Raw genomic sequence first — 22337 nt, forward strand, 5'->3', positions numbered from 1 at the left:
TGCACCAGGTGTTTGGCTCAAGCACATTTGGCCTAAGTTCGCTAAAGCCGACGACGCGGAAGCTTGCAGTAAAATTGTCTGAAGAAGGTATGTGTATGAAATATAGCATTGGCGTCGATTTTGGGACACAATCCGGAAGGGCTTTGTTAGTAGAAGTAGATACAGGAAAAGAGATAGCGAGCGCCGTCAAAGAGTACAGACATGGTGTTATGGATGAAACGCTCCCCGACGGTGTAACCAGGTTGGAATCAGATTGGGCCTTGCAGCACCCTTCTGATTATCTGGAAGTTTTGCAGGTGACCATCCCTGAAGTATTACATAAAACAGGCGTTTCGCCAAAGGATGTCATCGGCCTCGGAATTGATTTTACCGCCTGTACAATGCTGCCGGTCGATGCGAAAGGAGTTCCCTTGTGCCTCTTAGAGCAATTCAGCCACAATCCCCACAGCTACGTGAAGCTTTGGAAGCATCATTCGGCACAAGATGAAGCGACTCGTTTGAATCAGATCGCGGAAGAACGAGGGGAGAAATTCTTGCGGCGTTACGGCGGGAAGATTTCCTCAGAATGGCTGATACCCAAAATATGGCAAATCCTAAATGAAGCGCCAGAGGTGTATGAGGCGGCCGACCAGATGATCGAAGCCGGTGATTGGCTCATTTCTCAATTGACCGGAGTGATTCGGAGAAATAGTTGCACGGCAGGTTATAAGGCAATCTGGAACAGAAGAGAGGGTTACCCCTCCGAAGAGTTCTTTCGGGCACTGGATCCTCGCTTAGAGCATGTTGTCGATAAAATGTTGGGACGCGAGATCTTTACAATTGGAGACAAAGCAGGGGAAATTACACCTGAGGCGGCTCGGCTGACAGGCTTGCTACCCGGGACAGCTGTTGCCGTTGCCAATGTTGATGCGCATGTCTCCGTTCCGGCCGTCGGAATTACCGAGCCTGGAAAAATGCTGATGGTTATGGGCACTTCCACGTGCCACGTCTTATTAGGTGAAAAAGAGCAAATAGTTCCTGGTATGTGCGGTGTGGTGGAAGGCGGAATCCTACCAGGGTTCATGGGATATGAAGCCGGGCAATCTTGCGTGGGCGACCACTTTGAGTGGTTCATCGAGAATTGTGTGCCTGAAAGTTATTTTCAGGAGGCGAAGAACAAAGGTGTAGGGATTCATCAATTGTTGACGGAGAAAGCCGAAGGGCTGAAAGCCGGAGAAAGCGGATTAGTGGCTTTGGATTGGTGGAATGGCAACCGTTCCACCCTGGTGGACGTCGATCTCACGGGCGTCATTGTGGGCGCCAATCTACTGACCAAGCCGGAGGAGATCTATCGCGCTTTGATCGAGGCGACTGCTTTTGGGACGAGAATGATTGTGGAGACGTTTCGGGAAAACGGCGTTCCTATTTACGAGATATATGCCTGCGGCGGAATTGCTGAGAAGAATGATTTGATGATGCAGATTTATTCGGACGTTCTAAATATGGATATTCATATTTCCGCATCTCCGCAAACACCGGCTTTAGGAGCAGCCATGTTTGGCGCGGTAGCAGCCAGGAAACAACGCGGGGGATATGACCACGTGGTCGAGGCGGCAAAAGCCATGGCCAAGGTAAAAGAAGAATTCTATCAACCGAATCGGGAAAATGCCGCTATTTACAACCGGCTTTATGCGGAATATGCTAAACTTTATCGCTATTTCGGCCAGGGCGGCAACGACGTCATGAAAGAATTGAAAAAGATCAAGAAGCAAGTGAAGCCGTAACATTAGGAGGAATAGCCATGTTGGATTTGAAACCCTATGCTTTTTGGTTTGTTACCGGCAGCCAGCATTTATACGGACCGGAAACCTTGCGGGAGGTTGAAGAACATTCCCGGCGCATCGTTGAGAGTCTAAATCGGGATAGCGGGATTTCTTACAAGATTCTGTTCAAATCGGTATTGACCACTCCGGACGCTATCCGCAGACTCTGCTTGGAAGCCAATGCGGATGACGACTGTGCCGGAATCCTAACCTGGATGCACACTTTTTCTCCGGCCAAAATGTGGATCGGCGGTCTGTCCGTGTTAAGCAAGCCCCTTCTTCATTTGCACACTCAGTTCAATCGTGATATCCCCTGGGATAGCATTGACATGGACTTTATGAATTTGAACCAGTCTGCTCACGGTGACCGTGAGTATGGATTTATCGGTGCACGTACGGGCCTCCGGCGCAAAGTGATTGCCGGCTATTGGGAGGACCCGGAAGTGCGCCGGAGGCTTGGGCAATGGATGCAAACCGCGGTTGCTCATACGGAAGGACACTGTCTGAAGGTGGCGCGGTTTGGCGACAACATGCGCGAAGTCGCGGTCACGGAAGGAGACAAAGTCGAAGCGCAAATTAAGCTGGGTTGGTCGATTAATGGTTATGGGGTAGGCGACCTGGCTCAAAGGATCAACGATATCGCCGAAACTGAAGTGGAGCGGCTGCTCGAAGAGTATGCGGAGATGTATGATATTCGTGCGGAGGACCGTCACGACACCCGAATATGGGATTCTGTCCGTGAACAGGCGCGCATTGAACTTGGGCTCAAAGCATTTTTGGAAGAAGGTAATTTTAGCGCATTTACGACGACTTTCGAGGACCTTCATGGCCTTAAACAACTTCCGGGTCTGGCGGTTCAGCGTTTGATGGCAGCGGGTTACGGTTTTGGGCCGGAAGGCGATTGGAAATCGGCCGCTCTGGTCCGCATTGTGAAGATTATGGCGGGCGGACAGAGGACATCCATTATGGAGGACTATACCTATAACCTGAATCCGGGCAATGAAATGATACTCGGCGCACATATGTTGGAAGTCTGCCCAAGCATCGCGGCAACGCGGCCTAGAATCGAAGTGCATCCCCTGTCAATCGGCAGTAAAGAGAGGCCCGCACGGCTTATTTTCGACGGAGGTACCGGGCCGGCTGTTTGCGCTACGCTGGTCGATATGGGTCAGCGATTCCGCTTAATTGTGAATGAGGTTGAGGCGGTAAAAGTGGAGAAATCCATGCCGAAGCTACCGGTTGCCCGGGTGCTGTGGAAACCGCAGCCTTCACTTCGCGACGCTGCGGAAGCTTGGATTCTTGCCGGCGGCGCGCATCACACCTGTTTTTCCCTGGCCGTGACGGCAGAGAATTTGCTAGATTGGTCTGAGATGACGGGTATCGAATGTGTCCTGATCAACAAAGATACGTCGATTTTAGCATTCCGAAACGAGCTTCGCTGGAATGAGGCATTTTGGAACCGAAGGTAGTTAAACTTCTTGTCAGCGCGGCTGCCTTAATGCATTTCCGGGGGCAGCCTCTTTGTTCGTCAAGATGACTTGATAGAGAGGCTAAGGAGTGAGAAAATGTGCTTGAGATGCTCAAACAGGAAGTACTGTTGGCCAATCTGCAACTGCCTTTACACGGCTTAGTCGTTTTTACATGGGGCAATGTGAGCGGAATTGACCGCGAAAGAAATTTGGTCGTTATTAAGCCTAGCGGTGTTCCTTATGATGAATTGAGGCAACAAGACCTAGTGGTGCTCGATCTCGACGGAAATATTGTCGAAGGAAATTTGCGGCCGTCTTCCGATATTCCGACCCACCTGGCGTTGTACCGAGAATTTCCCGCCATTGGCGGCATTGTGCACACGCACTCTCCTTGGGCGACAGCGTGGGCGCAAGCCGGCCGGCCGATTCCGGCGCTTGGCACCACGCACGCCGATTATTTTTACGGTGAAATTCCGGTGACCCGCCCGATGACGAAGGAAGAGATCGACCGGGATTATGAAGCGCAGACCGGTCACGTCATTGTGGAGGCGTTTAAGGCTCATAACATCGACCCATCTCACATTCCGGGAATTCTGGTTCAGAACCATGCTCCTTTTAGTTGGGGCCAAAACCCTGATAATGCAGTTCATAATGCGGTTGTGCTGGAGAAAGTGGCGGAAATGGCCTTCAAGACATTTCAACTCAAGCCGGAAGTTTCTCCGATGAGTCAAGCACTGTTGGACAAACACTTTTTGCGGAAACATGGGGTGAATGCCTATTACGGGCAATAGCGAATGGAATTGTCAATTCGGGAAGAGAGCCTTAGCTCCGTTTGGAGGGGAATGCGGATGGGTTGTACGTGTCGGAACCACTTTCCGGTCGATATCGATGTCGTGATCGAAGCCAATTGTTTGGCAAAACTCCCGTCCTACCTGGAATCTCGAAATTGTCGCCACGTGCTGGTTGTGGTGGATCAGAATACCTACCGCGCCGCCGGGAAAAGCGTCCTGGAGTGTCTCAGCGAAAACAGCTTCGCCCACGCTCTCGTATGTCTTCAACCCAATGAACAGGAAGACGTGGTGGCCGATGAGGTAGCTTTAGTACAAATCTTCATGGAGGCGTCTCCGGATGTCGACGTCTTCATTGCGGTCGGCTCAGGAACCATCCATGATTTGGTCCGGTTTGTAAGCTGTAAGCTGCAGAGACCTTTCGTTTCAATACCCACGGCGCCTTCTGTCGACGGATTTGCCTCTTCCGGAGCGCCTCTGGTCATTCGCGGAGCCAAGGTGACGATTCAAGCGGCGCCGCCGGTTGCCATATTTGCCGATTTGAACATTTTGCAAGAGGCGCCTAGACATCTTTTGGCAGCAGGGTTCGGCGACATGCTGGGCAAATGTACCGCTTTGGTTGACTGGACTTTCTCCTGCTTGATGGCGGATGAACCGTACTGCGAAACGGCTGCGGAGTGGACAAGACAAGCGCTGGATTCTTGCCTAAGCAGGGTTGACGCTATTGTGGAAGGAAAGGCCGAAGGAATTGAAATCTTAATGAGAGGGTTAATCCAATCCGGTTTGGCGATGCTGCTGGTCGGACATTCCCGTTCCGCTTCCGGAGCGGAACATCACTTATCGCATTATTGGGAAACGGATTTTCTCGAGCATGGGAGACCTCAGGTTCTGCATGGAGCAAAAGTCGGGGTGGCGACAGGCATCATTTCCGGTCTGTACAAAAACCTTTTTGAACACCTGTCTCCGGATGACTGCTCCCAATTATCTCCTCATTACGAAGCACTCAGGGATTTGGTCTTTCAGATCCCGGAGCCCGGTTTGATCAAGGACTATTTACGGCGCGTTCAAGGTCCCGCCTTACCGGAGGAACTGGGGATAGACCGGATGCTGGTCAATGAAGCCTTGCACAAGGCTTATCGTTTAAGAGAGAGATATACGATTTTAAGATTCATTAACGAAAATAATCTCTGGAATAGACTGGCGCAGGAATAGGGGGAGAAGGTGTCACATGTCTTTCGATGTGGAAGAGGTTCTGTACTTTGGGGAAGAAGCCATAAAGGCCGGGAACAAGCATCTGGAAATTATCTTGGTTCCCGCCTGGGGGAGCAATCTCATTTCGCTTGTTTACAAACCCACCCGGGAGAAAATACTGAGAAGTCCCAACTCTGCGGAAGAATTTCGGGCGAATCAGATCCTGTATGGTGTTCCGGTTTTGTTCCCGCCCAACCGGATCGGCGGAGGAACATTTACCTTTAGAGGACGCGTTTATCGTCTGGATGTGAATGAGGAAGACAAAAACAATCATATTCACGGTTTTCTACATGGGGAGCGATGGCGGTTAGTCAGGGCTGAATCCGGAGAACATGGGCCGGTCGTGGAAACGAGAATCGATGTGGATTCCACGAGCCATCCGGCAATATACCGGCAATTTCCGCATGACTTCAGTGTGGAGATGAGTTATCGTCTGAACGGAATGGCGGTCTGCCAAGAGGCCACGATTGTCAATCACGGTCGGGAACCTTTTCCTTGGGGATTCGGTTATCATACATCCTTTTCTTTTCCGGAAAACACGTCCCGCTTTGCGCTGACGGCAGAAAAACGCTGGAAATTGAATGAACGGCTCCTTCCGACGGGAGAGTTGGAAGACATAGAATACAAAAATCTCTTGAGTCAAGGGATGAGCCTTGATGGTTTTCCCTTGGATGATGCCTTTCTCGCATCTGTTTCCGCCGACGGGACAAGTGAGGCATCTATCGTGCTGCAAGACGGCACTGGAGGGGACGGCCTGAGAATCCGCTATCGGGGAGACAAGAATTTCAAACATTGGGTTGTGTACAACGCTGACGGAAAACGAGGCTTCATCTGCCCGGAACCCTATACGTGGGTGACAAACGCTCCAAATCTCACTCTTTCCGCTTCCTTGACCGGGATTCAGGTGTTGTCTCCCGGGGAACGAGTTACTGTCAAAACTGAAATGCTCGTTTCGATAATAGCACAAAGCTGAGAGACTTTCGCGAACCGGTGCATGAGGGTACCGGTTTCGTTCACCGGCGAAACTTTATGCGCAACAGTCTAGCCGGACTTCAAATTGTAACCATGAAACTTTAGGAGAGAGGGCAAAAAGAAAGCCGGCCGCATGTTTAGACGACCGGGCTTTGGAACGAGACCCCTGAGCTAACTTAGTTAGTTTCCCTGCGAATCAGGCTAAAAGCATGAGTGCGGCGATGTCGGGTGTCTCACCATAGGATATGCACTCCTTGTCATTAATGTACCTTGATGCTTGCCATGGTTCGTCAAGAGGAGGTTCGATCAAAGGATTGGGAGTCCGCGGGCTTGTAAGAGGCCTTGTCTTTTCTGGATTGACATTTCGTTCTCTGCAACTAATATTGTTGTTGGGGCGAGTCCAATTTCCGACGCCCCCTTTGGGCAATTGTCGGCCAGCTGTTGCGAAGCACACGATCAATTTGAATGGCCGGCAGGGAGTACATGCCCTGCAAGTGTTTCTAAATTGAAAACGTAAAAGGGGGAGCTCGTTTGAAAAGATTTAATGATTGGCTAGCGGGAGTTTACGACTTATCCAAATAATTACCATATAAATCTTCCCCTTTTATAGGCACCAAAACCCAAAAAGTGAGTCGTTGAGCCCCGGAGGGAGATGGGATAAGGTACCAGTATTGGGAGCTAAGTGTATTACCCTACTAAGTGTTAGTACGCGTTTGCGTGAGTATCCTTTCAATTCCTTTTATTACGAGCCTTCGTAAATAATTGAAGGAATTTTGACCTCCATGTAAAAGTAGTGTATTACCCTACGGTCGAGAAGGAGGAATCCTATGGCCACCATCATTAAAAAGAAAAAGAAGAATCAGTGGTATTACTACCTGGTGGAATCCGCCCGCGTTGACGGAAAACCGAGGATAGTCCACCAACAGTACCTCGGACGCGCCGAGGAGATCGCCAAGAAGTGTTCACAAAGCACTGAAATGGCTCCTGCCAAATACAGTATTCGCCTCGATTTCAGAGCCGTCTGCGCTCTGTACGAGATTGCCAAGGAACTGAAAGTGGTTGAAATGATCGATAGCTACGCCAATAAGCGTAATCAGGATCTCAGTATCGGTACTTACATGTTGATTGCAGCCATTAACAGGGCGGTCGCCCCCGCCAGCAAGGTTCAGATGGCCGACTGGTATGCTAAGACGATGCTTAAAAAACTAATTCCCGCTGAAAAAAGGATGCTTTCGAGCCAGCGCTTTTGGGACAACATGGGTCTGCTTTCAGAGGATGCCATAGAAAAGTTCGAAGATGCTTTCACTGAGCGGATCGTCAAAAGGTACAACCTGGCAACAGATTGCCTGATCTATGACGCAACCAACTTCTTCACCTATATCGACACGAAGTCGGAAAGCGAGCTGGCACAACGCGGCCATTCTAAGGAGAAACGTTTTGACCTCAAGATCGTCGGCCTGGCAATGATGGTGACTCCGGACTTTAACGTTCCGCTGTTTCACGAGGTTTATCCCGGCAATCGGGCCGACGCCACGGAATTCGACAGTGCCCTCACCAAGCTGAAAGGACGCTTTGCCCGGATCTGCGGCGCTCCTTGCAATGTGACACTGGTCTTTGACAAGGGCAATAATTCTGAACCGAATATCGAACGTGTCTTCGAGAAAAATTCCTCCTTTCATGTAGTGGGTTCTCTCAAAGGATCCGAGCACAAAGACCTACTGGACATTCCGAAGAAGCAGTTTAAACAAGTATCTGAGCAGCGTTACCCGGGCGTGACCGCATTCCGGTGCCGGCGACAAGCTTATGGGAAAGAGATGACTGTGCTGGTCACTCACAACCCGGAGTTGCTCCGCGGACAGACTCAGGGGATCATGAACAATATCGAAAAATGCACCCTTAAACTCGGCGAACTCCAGCGCTCTCTGCTCAAAAGGAGCACCGGCGAGGTGACCAAGGGGCGCAAACCGACGGTAAGTTCCGTAGAGAGGCGTGTCAGCGACATCCTACGTCCCGAATTCATGGCGGACGTTTTCGATGTAGAGTTAACAACCGGCAGTGATGGGGTTCATCTCGACTTCGCTTTTAACAACGACAAGCTGAGACACATCCAGGAGCATTTCCTGGGCAAGACGATTCTGTTTACGGACAACCACCACTGGACAGATGAGCGAATCGTGGCAGCGTACAGATCCCAGTATCATATTGAGGACGACTTCAAACAGATGAAGAATACCAAGTTCCTAGGACTTCGCCCCATCTACCACTGGACCGACCAGAAGATCAGGGTCCATGCCTTCTACTGCGTGCTGGCGTTACGCCTGTGTTGCCTTTTGCAGCGGACCCTTCACGAAAACGGCATCACCGTCAGTATGAACAAGATGCTCTCTTCGCTATCGGAGATCCAGCAAATCATCACCATTTATCCCAAGCTGGGAGCGTCCAAGAAAGATCGGGAGTCCTTCTCCCTGGACAAGATGGAGCCCGAACAAAAGAAGATGCTGGAGGTGCTCAATGTAAATCAATACGCGTTAAGAGGGTAATACACTTTTGAAGCCTGGAGGTCTTGCAGCGCAAGGATCACAGGGATTCTATAAGCGCTAATTCGTAAACTGGCGCTAGTGCTCGCTTCATCGTCTCCAGCACAAATCCAATCTCCAGACTTTGATCGAGCTGCCAATCGACAATGAAACGGGAGTACCAATCCATGATAGCGTACAGATACATTACATCCAGCCATGTGTCATGCGGATGTAGGTGATATCCACAGACCACACTTGATCGGGCTTTGTGATTTGCAGCTTCCGGAGCAGGTAAGGATAGATCCGATGTTGGAGATCCCGTTTGCTCAGGTTCGGCCCGGGAAAGACAGCCATGATAGCCATTTCACGCATGTAGCGACGTACGGTATTCTCGTGGATTCCATTTCCTTCCCGATTCATGATGGCAGCGATTCTCCGGTAGCCCAGGAACGTATGCTGCGTATAGAGTTCATCAATCCGGTGCTTGCGGCGAATCTCCTCCGGAGAGGGAGGGACCGGCTTGTAGTACAGGCTGGAGCGATTCAGGCTAAGCAGCTCGGCTTGAACGCTGATCGCGTGTTCGGGGCAATCCCATTCCAGCAGGTTGATACGTTCATCGCGTGACAGGTTAGAGGCCAGATTTTTTTTTGAGCCACGACAATTGACTGGTGAGCTGTCCAATCTCGGCGTAGAGTTCGTGAATCGTTTTTTCGTAATCATTCTTCATTTTCGTGATGCCTTTCCGATCATCGACGAACAATTGCGGGAGATTCTGAACAGCTTCCGATTTCCACCTATTAAGGACATTCGTGTGAACGCCATGCTCAGATGCGAGCTGCGAGACCGACTTTTCTTCCTTCAAAATTTCCAGCACAATTCGCGTCTTTTCTTCCGGCGTAAACTTTCTTCTGATGGTCGTCATACAACTAACTTACTCCTCTTTTTCTGTCTTGTTTCTATGTAGATTCCCCTGAAAAACTGCTAATTCGAAGAAATCTCTGCCACAGATATCCAACCCAACTCGCATGAATAAAGGGTTTAGCAACGGAGGCATTGGCTGGATGTTATAAAATAGGGACTTTTTCAGGGGAATCTATGTAGCACTATATCTGATCATGAGTACCTTTAACAATCCGTTTTTTGTTTCTCTGAAGAACGGGGCTGAGTATGAGGCTAAGAAATTGGGGTATAAATTAGTCGTACAAAATGCCAATAATGATAATCAAACTGAATTAAACCTGGCACAAACAGATATCTTGAAGAAACCGGCAGTCCTGATTTTAGATCCGGTGGACAGTAACGCGATCGTTACGGCCATTGATAAAGCGAACCAAGCGGGGATACCTGTATTTGCGTTTGATCGCAAGCCCGCTGGAGGAAAGCTTGTAACTTTTGTTGGCTACGATGCGATTCAAGCTGGTAAGAGAGCCGCTGACGCTCTCGCAAAGGTGTTGAATAACACCGGTAAAGTCGTGGAAATCCAAGGTATTATGGGTACAAATGTGGCTCAAGATCGCAGTAAGGGTTTTGAGGATGAAATAGCCAAATACCCGAATATCCAGATCGTGGCCAAACAGCCCGCCAATTTTGATCGGAGCCAAGCACTAAACGTTATGACGAATGTGCTTCAAGCTCATCCAAACATCAATGGTGTCTACGCCGCCAATGATGAGATGGCCATGGGAGTTCTGGCGGCACTTAAGGCCCGTGGTCTCGAGGGTAAGGTAGCTGTAATTGGCAATGATGGGATCAAAGATGCACTGGATGCCATCACTGCCGGGACGTTGGCTGCTACAAATGCTGAATCACCCTTCTACGAAGGTGTTAAAGTGGCTGATATTGCAGGACGTATCTTAAAGAAAGAAACTGTTCCACCCGCCACGACACTTGAAGGCCAGCTCGTGAATAGGGATAACGTAGCTAGATTGCCCTGAAAAACTAAGCAAACTCTGTGCAAAAATCCCTCGAAACAAAAAGGAATTCACTAGGATTTTGTGGAAATTTAGAAGTGACCAAACAACGAAACTCCACAACCACCCTTTAGAGAATTCCTCGTTCCTGTGGTTCTCCAAAGGGACATGAAAATCCTTTTTTGGGGGGCAAAAAATGTTACGACTTCGCAACGAACAGCTTACAATTTGGGACTCCATTTTGCCGAAGGAAGTGCTGGAACTAAGCCCAGAACTCAAGACGGTTGATCGTCTCTTGGATGATGAGCGATTTATGGAGCCCTTTCTCTCTCACTGGAATATTCGTATTGGCCGACCAACTGTTCCGGTGGAAACTTATCTCCGTCTAATGTTTCTCAAATTCTGTTATGGATTTGGCTATGAAACACTTGTTAGCGAAGTCAGTGACAGTATCAAATGGCGGCGGTTCTGCCGCGTTGATCTCGATGCCTTAGTGCCGCACAGTACGACATTGATCAAGCTGAGCCAGAAATACGGGGACGAAATCATTGAGGATCTGAACAAAAAACTTGTTACTAAGGCGAGTCAGGAACAGATGACACGGAACCGGCGGCTGCGTACAGACACTACAGTAACCGAATCCAATGTTCACTACCCAACGGATGCCCATCTGCTGGCGGATGCAGTAAAAACCATAACCCGACAGGCGAACCGCCTTTGCGATCAAGTGAGTGGCACAGTTCCTAAGATGAGGAATCGTTTTCGTTCAACGAAAAAACGGATACTGGAAATCGGCAAGACCTTGAAACGGCGAAGCCATGAGGCGGTACAGGAGGTTCGCAACATCACGGATAAGCTTGTGGATAAAGCGATTGAGACGATTTCCGATGCCCATCGGATAATGGATAAAGTTGAAGAGACTTGGGGCGAGCAAATAAGCCCAGCTCTAAAAAATACGATCGAGAAATTGGACAAGCTCATTCATACCACGGACAAGATTGTCAATCAAACGCTTCAGGTGAACAGCGGAAAAACACACATCCCGCAACGGGTAATTAGCCTCTATGATCCTGACGCGAGGCCTATCCAGAAGGGCAAGTTGAAGAGCCCGACGGAATTTGGCTATAAGACCGAAATCACAGAGAATGAAGACCGTCTGGTTACGGATTACAAAATCCATATAGGCAACCCCAGCGATGAAAGTTTGCTCTTGGGCACCGTGAGACGCCACATCGAAAACACTGGGCGGATCCCTTACGCTGTTGCCACTGACCGTGGTTACAGCAGTGGTAAGAATGAAGCAGCTTTAACCGAACTGGGGATAAAACGAATATCCATCCCAAAGAAGGGCAAGAAAACTCAGAAGCGACAAACCCATGAAAGGCAAAGATGGTTTCGACGTCTGCAAGCATGGCGTGCTGGTGGAGAAGGAACCATTAGCATCTTGAAACGTAAATATGGCCTGGGGAGGAGTCTGCTCAGAGGACACCGCGGAGTTAGCATCTGGGTGGGATTTGGCATACTGACCTACAATTTAAGAAGATTGGCCGCCATGAATTAGGAAATGGCAAGGAATACCCCTCTACAATGCCGGGGATTCATACTGATGTATTCCGATCCCAGGGGGTCGGTCAAGGGACGGTTTGCAAACCTACTTTTTCAGGGCAATCTAGCTAAGTACTGGGATTATCTTAAGAGCATTGGTGACCCGCAAGACTAATGCCTGCGACATTACGTGACGGGGGCGGTACACAAACCGCTCCTTTCTGATTGAATATTGAATGATGTAGGACTTTACGAGGAGGAATTCGGTATGGAAAAAGAGAAGATCGCTGGGATTATGGATCATACTTTGCTTAAGCCCAATGTATTGGATGAGCAAATTGAAGTTCTATGTGCCGAAGCAAAGGAATATGGTTTTGCCTCAGTCTGCGTCAATCCTACCTATACCAAGAAGGTTAGGGAACTTCTGGTGGGGACGCGTATCAGGGTCTGTACGGTGATAGGTTTTCCGTTAGGTGCGACCACGAGTGCAACAAAGATTTTCGAAGCGCAAGAGGCCTTGCGTTTGGGTGCTGACGAACTGGATTATGTAGTCAATATTAGTGATGTGCTAAATGGCCGCTTTGGGGAGGTCCGAGCGGAAATGAGTCAATTCGCGCAGCTTAAAGGAGGAAATAGTCAAGTTCTCGTTAAGATAATTCTGGAAACTTGTTATCTAAGTGAGGACCAAATAACTAAGCTGTGTGTTATGGCAAAATCCGCTGGCTTAGATTTTGTGAAGACTTCCACGGGTTTCGGCAGCGGCGGAGCATCAACGGAGCATGTGACACTCATGCGGCATGCAGTGGGCCAAGCCCTGGGGGTTAAGGCCTCCGGCGGCATACGTACTTATGAGGACGCCGCGAAGATGGTGGAAGCGGGTGCCTCTCGAATTGGTGCCAGCGCCAGCGTTGCGATTGTAAGAACGGCCAGGCTACTTTCGGTTAAGCAGAGTAACGTTCTGAACTGTTAAAAGCGTTGATGGCTCTTGGCCCACAGGATGAGGGCGAGTCAAACAATAGATAGGATGCACTTTCGGACACGTGAGCGAGCACGCAGTCGATTCCTGGTATGGTACAACAAAGTAAGAAGAACCTAAAGGCCCGTTGGCAAAGACGGGGTTTTACTTATGCTTATTCGTCCTTTCAGCCTGCTTTCATCCCTACTCTTGCTAACACAATCTACAAATTGCATCGAGGGGCACAGGGTTTGCCGATGTCCCCCAATACTGTAAAGCCCGGTATGAGAATTTTCGAGAGCAAGCCACCCAGACAGACTTTTAAGCAAATTGGCTTGAGAAGGTGACGACCAGCAGGATTCCCAAGCGGAGTGTAGAATTTATTGAGAAATGGTGCCGAACAGGAAACTATACGAGCGTTTCTTATCATAGCGGCGTCGGATGGTTCGTTTGTTTAGCTGGAGGGGCGTGAGAATGTCGGATTAGCGGGATTCGCCGCCCTAATTCGTTAAGAGGGGGTGTTGTTCCCCCGTTCCGGTCCTTAAGGAGGCCGAAATCCGAGGATACATGGTTGGTCGAACCTTCGAACCAACCAAGCTGAGCTAGTTTATTCGATGTGTCTTGAGGCGGTGGCGTATGCATCGGGCTAGATTGCGCTAGCCCATATCGAGGAAGCGTTCTGGTGGTAAATAATGATGGCATTGTGATTTACTGCAACGGAATTGCGGCGGACACGGATAATCTAGCCGTGGATAGTGCCAGCCTGGGGAAAAGCCCTTTGGGGTCTGTCTAAAAAGAGCTTTCCCCCAAGCTTTGGACAAGTCTGATTTCGGGTTACGCTTGGGGGTAGACTTGCCCACACTGACCACAACCTCGGCGACTGCATTGGGTCATTTCTAATACTGCGCGTACCTTGTTGTTGGCAAAAAGCAGTCTACAATTTCCAGTTATATTTGCCTGTTTTATCCTAAATATTTACAGAGAGGGGTGTTCACACGGTACTTAAACAAGCCTGTAAAATTGTCTTGACATCCTTGTCCACCTTAATTTCTATAACAAGGAGGAGTTTATGTCATACTTGGAACTTTGCAGTGGGTTTTTAGATGATCTGCTAGATATTTTAATGCGACTTTTAAAGAAACTTATAGATATTGAGGAAGCGAATCGGGACTTAGAATCGATTTTCTTAAATTCCTATGATGGTATTTCCATTGTGAACAATAAAGGAATTACAATTCGAGTAAATCCTGCAATGGAACGTTTAACCGGGGTTAAGAAAGAAGAAGTTATAGGCAAAGATATGAGGCAGTTAGTTGAAAATGGAGTCTTTATTGATTCTGTTTCGCTTCGGGTGCTCGAAAATAAAAGGCCAACAACGATTATCCAAAAAGGTCGCACAGGTAAACAAACCATTATGACAGGTACGCCAATAATGGATGGAAATGAGAGGATCAAAAACGTTGTTATTAATATTAGAGATGTTACTGAACTGTATAGCTTAAATGAAAAGCTACAACGAACGATGGAATTAACCAATCGCTATCAGTGTGAAATCAATGAATTGAGGCGTCAGGTAATTGAGCAAAATGATATTGTGGCTGAAAGTAAAGAAATGCAGGAAATCGTAGATTTAGCCTTGAGAGTGGCAAAAGTGGATTCAACGGTTTTATTGTTGGGTGAATCTGGAGTGGGAAAGGAGGTCTTAACAAAAATAATCCATAAATCGAGCAGCCGCTTTCAAAGTGGTTCTTTCATTAAAATTAACAGTGGAGCTATTCCTGCCAGCTTGTTGGAATCTGAGCTTTTTGGCTATGAAGAGGGAGCCTTTACCGGGGCAAAAAAGAAGGGGAAACTAGGTATGTTTCAATTGGCTACAAAAGGGACATTATTTCTGGATGAGATTAGTGAGTTGCCGCCAGAATTGCAGGTGAAATTGCTCAGAGTGATCCAAGAAAAGGAATTTATCCCTTTGGGTGGAACTGTGCCAGTTACAGTAGATGTCAGGATTATTGCCGCGACTAATAAGAATCTTAAAAAGATGGTGGAGGAAGGCAAGTTCAGGGAAGATTTATTTTATCGTTTAAATGTAGTGTCCATTGAAATTCCTCCATTAAGAAAGAGACGAGAAGATATTCCCGCACTCATTTTCCACTTCTCAAGGGAGATTAATGACAGATATGGGTTTAAAAAACAATTTACCGCTGAGGCACTTAAACAGCTAATTAGATACGATTGGCCGGGAAATGTACGGCAATTAGCCAATATTATAGAACGAAGTTTCATAACTTCTAAAGGAGATAGAATAGGCAAAGATGAGTTATCGGGGGAACTTACTGAAGAGAAGCTTTTTCAGTTTGATTTTGGCAATATTATACCTTTGAACGAAGCGGTGGAATTATTGGAAAGGTCGTTAATTAAGAAAGCTTTGGAAAAGTATAAAACGACGTATGAAGTGGCTAAAGTTCTTAAAGTAAGTCAGGCTACTGTTGCTAGGAAAGCGAAAAAATATCGAGACGAAGAATCCTCTATGCCATAATGGTATGAGACCTCCCTCCCTCGAAATTAGTGTAGCAGACTGCAGGGCGGAGAAAGGTGATGGAATGGACATGGAGGGAATTTTCAGGTGTGGGATAGCCTGGGTGTTGAACAGGGTCAGTTGCTCCGCAGGAGAGGGGCCGTAAGGGCCGGGCGGTGAATTCTGGTCCCGGCGGGTTCAGGAGTTGAAACGGGAGACCAACAGCTTCGGGAACGTCTGCGGCGGGCTGAGGAGATCAACGAACTGCAAAAAAACCTCCGAGGTATTGAGGACGCCCCTGAGGAGTCCCGACGCGTGGGGGAGGAACTGATCATGGCAACTGAGCGGGTTGCCGCTACTGTGGGTGTGGCTTGGGGGTAGCCAGGGCGGCGACCCTGTACCGTCAACGGCAGCCTGAGCCTGCTCCCACAGCTGTCGTCCGGAACGTCACTCTAATTCAGTTATGGATTATAGTAACCCAAAAATGAATTAAAATTTGCCTGGCTAGCGGTCAGCTGTGCCATGTAAATGTCCTGGAGAACAGTATTTGCTGGGAAGATCTAATTCATCATTGCATTAGATAGCCATTAACTATTGTTGACCAAAGATTCAGACTCCAGTATTTAGGCAATAATTCTGAAAGACGCGGCTTGGCATCATTTTTGCAAGGGGAATAACGTGTTCAAACTTTTAGAGGGGGTTAGGTGATGGCTGTAATTCCGGAGATTAGTAAATATTATGGAAGGCACAAACTCTTTATTAATGGCGAATGGATCGAATCTAAGTCTGCTTCTGTAGAAATGAACTTAAACCCGGCAACGGGAGAGGTGATTTCAGAATTACCGAACGCTACGAAAGAAGAAGCCATAGGGGCGGTTAAAGCGGCCCACGAAGCTTTCAAGAAGTGGAGAGATGTCCCAGTGAGGGATAGGGCCCGCTTGCTTTTTGAACTACGCGCTAAACTTGAGGAAGGCTCCGATGAATTAAGCCGAGTTCTCTGCCAAGACCATGGTAGAACTATTGGGGAAGCCATTGGTTCGGTAAGAAGAGTTATTGAAAATGTGGAATCCGCTTGTTCAGCGTTATATGGTTTAGCCAAAACTAATGAACATATTGAACAAGTTGCTCGCGATATTGATCAATACCTGACGTGGGAGCCGTTAGGTGCATTTCTTATTGTAACCCCAAGTAATATTCCCATGCACGCATGGTCATCTTTTGTGCCCTATGCACTGGCTGCAGGTTGCACTGTTGTGGTTAGCCCGAGCAGACAAGATCCTATTGCGGCTGAATACATCTGTCGAGTGGCTCAGGAAGCGGGCTTTCCTCCTGGAGTTATAAATCTAGTTCATGGCGGTAGAAATGTTAATAAGGAGATATTGGTCCAACCTGAGATTAAAGGAGTAGGATTTATTGGTTCTAATAGAGCAGGATGGGAACTGTTTGAATTATGCGGAAGATACGGAAAGACCTCGTCTATTAATGGTAATGGGAAGAATAACTTTGTAGTAATGCCTGATGCAGACTTTGATGAAGCCGCGCAGGGTCTTTTGAGATCTTGCTTTGGTATGGCTGGGCAGCGTTGTTTGGGTGTTGACAATGTAATCATAGTTGGGGATAGATACGATGAGTTTAAGAGTAAATTTATAGAAGCTGCTAAAGGCATCAAGGTCGGCTATGGCCTAGACTCTGAAACAGACCTAGGACCACTGGTTTCTCAAGCGGGGAAAGATAAGGTAGTACGTTGGATAGAGGAGTCACTCAAAGAAGGTGCCAAAATGGTGGTTGATGGTAGAAATGTTAAGGTGGATAATTAGATTCCCCTGAAAAACTGCTAATTCGAAGAAATCTCTGCCACAGATATCCAACCCAACTCGCATGAATAAAGGGTTTAGCAACGGAGGCATTGGCTGGATGTTATAAAATAGGGACTTTTTCAGGGGAATCTATGTAGCACTATATCTGATCATGAGTACCTTTAACAATCCGTTTTTTGTTTCTCTGAAGAACGGGGCTGAGTATGAGGCTAAGAAATTGGGGTATAAATTAGTCGTACAAAATGCCAATAATGATAATCAAACTGAATTAAACCTGGCACAAACAGATATCTTGAAGAAACCGGCAGTCCTGATTTTAGATCCGGTGGACAGTAACGCGATCGTTACGGCCATTGATAAAGCGAACCAAGCGGGGATACCTGTATTTGCGTTTGATCGCAAGCCCGCTGGAGGAAAGCTTGTAACTTTTGTTGGCTACGATGCGATTCAAGCTGGTAAGAGAGCCGCTGACGCTCTCGCAAAGGTGTTGAATAACACCGGTAAAGTCGTGGAAATCCAAGGTATTATGGGTACAAATGTGGCTCAAGATCGCAGTAAGGGTTTTGAGGATGAAATAGCCAAATACCCGAATATCCAGATCGTGGCCAAACAGCCCGCCAATTTTGATCGGAGCCAAGCACTAAACGTTATGACGAATGTGCTTCAAGCTCATCCAAACATCAATGGTGTCTACGCCGCCAATGATGAGATGGCCATGGGAGTTCTGGCGGCACTTAAGGCCCGTGGTCTCGAGGGTAAGGTAGCTGTAATTGGCAATGATGGGATCAAAGATGCACTGGATGCCATCACTGCCGGGACGTTGGCTGCTACAAATGCTGAATCACCCTTCTACGAAGGTGTTAAAGTGGCTGATATTGCAGGACGTATCTTAAAGAAAGAAACTGTTCCACCCGCCACGACACTTGAAGGCCAGCTCGTGAATAGGGATAACGTAGCTAGATTGCCCTGAAAAACTAAGCAAACTCTGTGCAAAAATCCCTCGAAACAAAAAGGAATTCACTAGGATTTTGTGGAAATTTAGAAGTGACCAAACAACGAAACTCCACAACCACCCTTTAGAGAATTCCTCGTTCCTGTGGTTCTCCAAAGGGACATGAAAATCCTTTTTTGGGGGGCAAAAAATGTTACGACTTCGCAACGAACAGCTTACAATTTGGGACTCCATTTTGCCGAAGGAAGTGCTGGAACTAAGCCCAGAACTCAAGACGGTTGATCGTCTCTTGGATGATGAGCGATTTATGGAGCCCTTTCTCTCTCACTGGAATATTCGTATTGGCCGACCAACTGTTCCGGTGGAAACTTATCTCCGTCTAATGTTTCTCAAATTCTGTTATGGATTTGGCTATGAAACACTTGTTAGCGAAGTCAGTGACAGTATCAAATGGCGGCGGTTCTGCCGCGTTGATCTCGATGCCTTAGTGCCGCACAGTACGACATTGATCAAGCTGAGCCAGAAATACGGGGACGAAATCATTGAGGATCTGAACAAAAAACTTGTTACTAAGGCGAGTCAGGAACAGATGACACGGAACCGGCGGCTGCGTACAGACACTACAGTAACCGAATCCAATGTTCACTACCCAACGGATGCCCATCTGCTGGCGGATGCAGTAAAAACCATAACCCGACAGGCGAACCGCCTTTGCGATCAAGTGAGTGGCACAGTTCCTAAGATGAGGAATCGTTTTCGTTCAACGAAAAAACGGATACTGGAAATCGGCAAGACCTTGAAACGGCGAAGCCATGAGGCGGTACAGGAGGTTCGCAACATCACGGATAAGCTTGTGGATAAAGCGATTGAGACGATTTCCGATGCCCATCGGATAATGGATAAAGTTGAAGAGACTTGGGGCGAGCAAATAAGCCCAGCTCTAAAAAATACGATCGAGAAATTGGACAAGCTCATTCATACCACGGACAAGATTGTCAATCAAACGCTTCAGGTGAACAGCGGAAAAACACACATCCCGCAACGGGTAATTAGCCTCTATGATCCTGACGCGAGGCCTATCCAGAAGGGCAAGTTGAAGAGCCCGACGGAATTTGGCTATAAGACCGAAATCACAGAGAATGAAGACCGTCTGGTTACGGATTACAAAATCCATATAGGCAACCCCAGCGATGAAAGTTTGCTCTTGGGCACCGTGAGACGCCACATCGAAAACACTGGGCGGATCCCTTACGCTGTTGCCACTGACCGTGGTTACAGCAGTGGTAAGAATGAAGCAGCTTTAACCGAACTGGGGATAAAACGAATATCCATCCCAAAGAAGGGCAAGAAAACTCAGAAGCGACAAACCCATGAAAGGCAAAGATGGTTTCGACGTCTGCAAGCATGGCGTGCTGGTGGAGAAGGAACCATTAGCATCTTGAAACGTAAATATGGCCTGGGGAGGAGTCTGCTCAGAGGACACCGCGGAGTTAGCATCTGGGTGGGATTTGGCATACTGACCTACAATTTAAGAAGATTGGCCGCCATGAATTAGGAAATGGCAAGGAATACCCCTCTACAATGCCGGGGATTCATACTGATGTATTCCGATCCCAGGGGGTCGGTCAAGGGACGGTTTGCAAACCTACTTTTTCAGGGCAATCTAATTATCCTAAAGGGTTCTTCCTTGGACCTACTATTTTAGAAGACGTGAATGTGGATATGTCTATGGCCAAAGTTGAGGCTTTCGGTCCGGTTGCCGCGTTGATCAAAGGTGATAGCCTTGAACAGGCAATTGAGTGGATTAATACAAAAACAAATCTCGGACATTCAGCTTGTATTTTTACGAGCAATGGCAAGGATGCACGTCGGTTTAAGAGAGAAGTTAACGTGGGAAATATCGGGATAAATGTAGGTGTTCCTCAACCATACTCATTTTTCCCACTGGGTTCAAGAAGAGAATCTTTTGTAGGAACCGCTAAGTCTAGACTGGCTTCAATGCGCTTGTTCATGGATGAAAAGACGGTTTGTGAACGATGGATATGATAAATTTTAAAGGAGAGCAAAGTAATGCAAATACGCAAATTTTTAACTATCGTTGAAGAAACTCTTGAAGAAGCGGGAAAAGAGCTACCCGTAAAAATACGTAAAGCTGCAGCACTAGCCGTAATTAAGAACCCCTTTGCAGGTAAGTATCAAGAAGACTTAACAGAACTAATGGATATTGGAGAGAAGCTTGGAGGAATATTGGCAGCCAAGGCAGTAGAAGCCTTGGGTATAGATAAAAACAAAGTAGAAAGTTATGGTAAAGCAGCAATCGTGGGCGAAATGGGAGAGCTGGAAAATGCTGCCGCTATTCTGCATCCCAAGCTGGGTAAACCATTTCGTGAGGCAGTTGGTGGTGGTAAAGCAATAGTACCGTCGGCTAAAAAGATGGGAGGAATAGGTACTGCCATTGATGTGCCTCTGCATTACAAAGACGCTGCCTTTGTACGTACCCATTATGATGCAATGGAGGTCAGGGTGAGTGACGCTCCCCGAGCAGATGAAATTGTGGTCGCGCTGGTGGTCACTGATGCCGGGCGTCCATTGGCCCGGATCGGTGGTTTGCAGAAACAAGAGATTAAAGGCGAAGATGGTCTGAGATAAAATGTTCATGATAGGGGGGCTGACTTTGGCTACTCTGGCGATTACCAATATCGGGACCATAGTAAGTGGAGATATTCGGCGGCCACTGCTGGTAGCAGACACCGTCTTGGTACGGGATGAAAAGATTGTAGCTGTCGGTGATTCAGGGATCCTAGCTGGGATGCAGGTGGATAAGACGGTAGACGCCCAGGGGGTGACACTGATGCCTGGGCTCATCGACTCCCATACTCATCCGGTGTTGGGTGATTTTGCTCCGAGACAGAAAATGCTCGATTATATCGAGAGTTCTCTACATGGCGGGGTGACCACCATGATATCGGCGGGTGAGCCCCATTGGCCCGGTCGGCCGAAGGATCCCACAGGGGTTAAGGCTTTGGCTGTTGTGGCGGCGCGTTCTTTTCAAAACGCCCGACCGGGCGGGGTAAAAGTGCATGCGGGTGCGTTGATTCTGGAACCGGGATTGACGGAAGCAGATTTTGCTGAACTGAAGGAAGCCGGAGTCTGGCTGGTGGGAGAAGTAGGGCTGGGCGGTGTCCGCAGACCGGAAGATGCGGCGCCGATGGTGGCCTGGGCTCATAAATATGGATTTAAGGTGGCCATGCACACCGGTGGCACCTCGATTCCCGGCAGTTCCACCATTACGGCTCAAGATGTTCTGGCGATTAAGCCTGATGTGGTTTCTCATATTAACGGTGGGACGACAGCCGTAGCACCCGGAGAAATCGATAAAATCATTGAACTCAGTGATTATGCCATTGAAGTGGTGCAGTGCGGCAACCCCCGTGCAGCCCTCCGGGCCGTGCAGCTCTTAGCTTCCCGCCGGGAACTGGGGCGGCTAATTCTGGGGAACGATGCCCCTTCCGGTACCGGGGTCATTCCTTTGGGTATGCTGCGCAACCTAGCTTTTCTGGCTGCAGTGGGTGAAATGGAGCCGGCCCAGGCTGTTGCGGCGGCTACCGGCAACACCGCGCGGGTTTTCGGGCTGGCGGCAGGGGTGATAGAAGCCGGACGGGAAGCAGATCTGGTCTTAATGGATGCTCCTATGGGTTCTTTCGGTCGGGATGCCTTGGAAGCTCTTGCTGTCGGGGACCTTCCCGGTGTGGGCATGGTCATTGTGGACGGTGAAATTAAAGCCGGAATCAGCCGGAACACGCCGCCGCCTAAGCGGAAACCCATCTTGAAATAATGGAGGG

18 protein-coding genes are annotated in these 22337 nt (G+C 48.3%); 16 read left to right on the top strand and 2 right to left on the bottom strand.

The features are described 5' to 3' along the window. The first annotated feature begins 89 nt into the window (after positions 1-89). From araB to MNU25_RS07045, 6 genes are all read left to right on the top strand, one after another. On the top strand, positions 90-1763 hold the full coding sequence (gene araB / locus MNU25_RS07020) for a ribulokinase (RefSeq protein ID WP_240986761.1): 1674 nt from the start codon (positions 90-92) through the stop codon (positions 1761-1763). A 17-nt stretch (positions 1764-1780) separates the two neighbouring features. Then, positions 1781-3271 carry an L-arabinose isomerase gene (araA, locus tag MNU25_RS07025; RefSeq protein ID WP_240984414.1) on the top strand — a complete coding sequence of 497 codons (1491 nt, stop codon included), beginning with the start codon at positions 1781-1783 and terminating at the stop codon, positions 3269-3271. A 98-nt stretch (positions 3272-3369) separates the two neighbouring features. Next, positions 3370-4062 (top strand): L-ribulose-5-phosphate 4-epimerase, encoded by a 693-nt coding sequence (gene araD, locus MNU25_RS07030; protein ID WP_277350670.1) that lies wholly within the window; start codon positions 3370-3372, stop codon positions 4060-4062. Positions 4063-4119: 57 nt separating this feature from the next. After that, positions 4120-5271, top strand: coding sequence for a sn-glycerol-1-phosphate dehydrogenase (locus MNU25_RS07035; RefSeq protein WP_240984415.1), 1152 nt, complete (start codon positions 4120-4122; stop codon positions 5269-5271). Positions 5272-5287: 16 nt separating this feature from the next. Next, positions 5288-6283, top strand: a complete 996-nt coding sequence (locus MNU25_RS07040) for an aldose 1-epimerase (protein ID WP_240984416.1) — start codon at positions 5288-5290, stop codon at positions 6281-6283. An 826-nt stretch (positions 6284-7109) separates the two neighbouring features. Next, positions 7110-8822 (top strand): IS1634 family transposase, encoded by a 1713-nt coding sequence (locus MNU25_RS07045; RefSeq protein ID WP_240984417.1) that lies wholly within the window; start codon positions 7110-7112, stop codon positions 8820-8822. Positions 8823-9005: 183 nt separating this feature from the next. Here MNU25_RS07045 and MNU25_RS07050 read toward each other — a convergent pair whose 3' ends face one another. Both MNU25_RS07050 and MNU25_RS07055 read right to left on the bottom strand, forming a co-directional pair. Continuing rightward, a complete protein-coding gene (locus MNU25_RS07050; RefSeq protein ID WP_240984418.1) occupies positions 9006-9482 on the bottom strand; it encodes an IS3 family transposase in 477 nt (158 codons plus the stop codon). Next, positions 9430-9723, bottom strand: coding sequence for a transposase (locus MNU25_RS07055; RefSeq protein WP_240984419.1), 294 nt, complete (start codon positions 9721-9723; stop codon positions 9430-9432). Before MNU25_RS07055 ends, MNU25_RS07050 begins: the two co-directional genes overlap by 53 nt. Positions 9724-9916: 193 nt before the next feature. Between MNU25_RS07055 and MNU25_RS07060 the strand changes: the two genes are divergently transcribed. The 10 genes from MNU25_RS07060 to MNU25_RS07105 all read left to right on the top strand — a co-directional run bounded on the left by MNU25_RS07060 (position 9917) and on the right by MNU25_RS07105 (position 22330). Beyond that, positions 9917-10735: a substrate-binding domain-containing protein gene (locus tag MNU25_RS07060; protein ID WP_240984420.1), complete on the top strand. Its 819-nt coding sequence runs from the start codon at positions 9917-9919 to the stop codon at positions 10733-10735. Positions 10736-10907: 172 nt separating this feature from the next. Continuing rightward, positions 10908-12272 carry an ISNCY family transposase gene (locus tag MNU25_RS07065; RefSeq protein WP_240983734.1) on the top strand — a complete coding sequence of 455 codons (1365 nt, stop codon included), beginning with the start codon at positions 10908-10910 and terminating at the stop codon, positions 12270-12272. A gap of 252 nt (positions 12273-12524) precedes the next feature. Then, complete coding sequence (deoC, locus tag MNU25_RS07070; protein WP_240984421.1) at positions 12525-13226, top strand: deoxyribose-phosphate aldolase; 702 nt, start codon at positions 12525-12527, stop codon at positions 13224-13226. A gap of 1054 nt (positions 13227-14280) precedes the next feature. Continuing rightward, positions 14281-15747 carry a sigma-54 interaction domain-containing protein gene (locus tag MNU25_RS07075; RefSeq protein WP_240984422.1) on the top strand — a complete coding sequence of 489 codons (1467 nt, stop codon included), beginning with the start codon at positions 14281-14283 and terminating at the stop codon, positions 15745-15747. A 686-nt stretch (positions 15748-16433) separates the two neighbouring features. After that, positions 16434-17543: an aldehyde dehydrogenase family protein gene (locus MNU25_RS07080; protein ID WP_240984423.1), complete on the top strand. Its 1110-nt coding sequence runs from the start codon at positions 16434-16436 to the stop codon at positions 17541-17543. 151 nt (positions 17544-17694) lie between these two features. After that, positions 17695-18513, top strand: a complete 819-nt coding sequence (locus tag MNU25_RS07085) for a substrate-binding domain-containing protein (RefSeq protein WP_240984420.1) — start codon at positions 17695-17697, stop codon at positions 18511-18513. A gap of 172 nt (positions 18514-18685) precedes the next feature. Further along, positions 18686-20050 (top strand): ISNCY family transposase, encoded by a 1365-nt coding sequence (locus MNU25_RS07090; RefSeq protein WP_240983734.1) that lies wholly within the window; start codon positions 18686-18688, stop codon positions 20048-20050. A gap of 26 nt (positions 20051-20076) precedes the next feature. Beyond that, positions 20077-20541: an aldehyde dehydrogenase family protein gene (locus MNU25_RS07095; protein ID WP_240984424.1), complete on the top strand. Its 465-nt coding sequence runs from the start codon at positions 20077-20079 to the stop codon at positions 20539-20541. A gap of 24 nt (positions 20542-20565) precedes the next feature. Next, the gene (locus MNU25_RS07100) at positions 20566-21144 is read left to right on the top strand and encodes an amino acid synthesis family protein (RefSeq protein ID WP_240984425.1); all 579 of its coding nucleotides are present in this window, start codon (positions 20566-20568) and stop codon (positions 21142-21144) included. Position 21145: 1 nt separating this feature from the next. Next, positions 21146-22330 carry an amidohydrolase family protein gene (locus MNU25_RS07105; RefSeq protein ID WP_306425091.1) on the top strand — a complete coding sequence of 395 codons (1185 nt, stop codon included), beginning with the start codon at positions 21146-21148 and terminating at the stop codon, positions 22328-22330. Positions 22331-22337 lie beyond the last annotated feature (7 nt).

Source organism: Acididesulfobacillus acetoxydans, from assembly GCF_902729405.1.
Taxonomy (GTDB): Bacteria; Bacillota; Desulfitobacteriia; order Desulfitobacteriales; family Desulfitobacteriaceae; genus Acididesulfobacillus; species Acididesulfobacillus acetoxydans.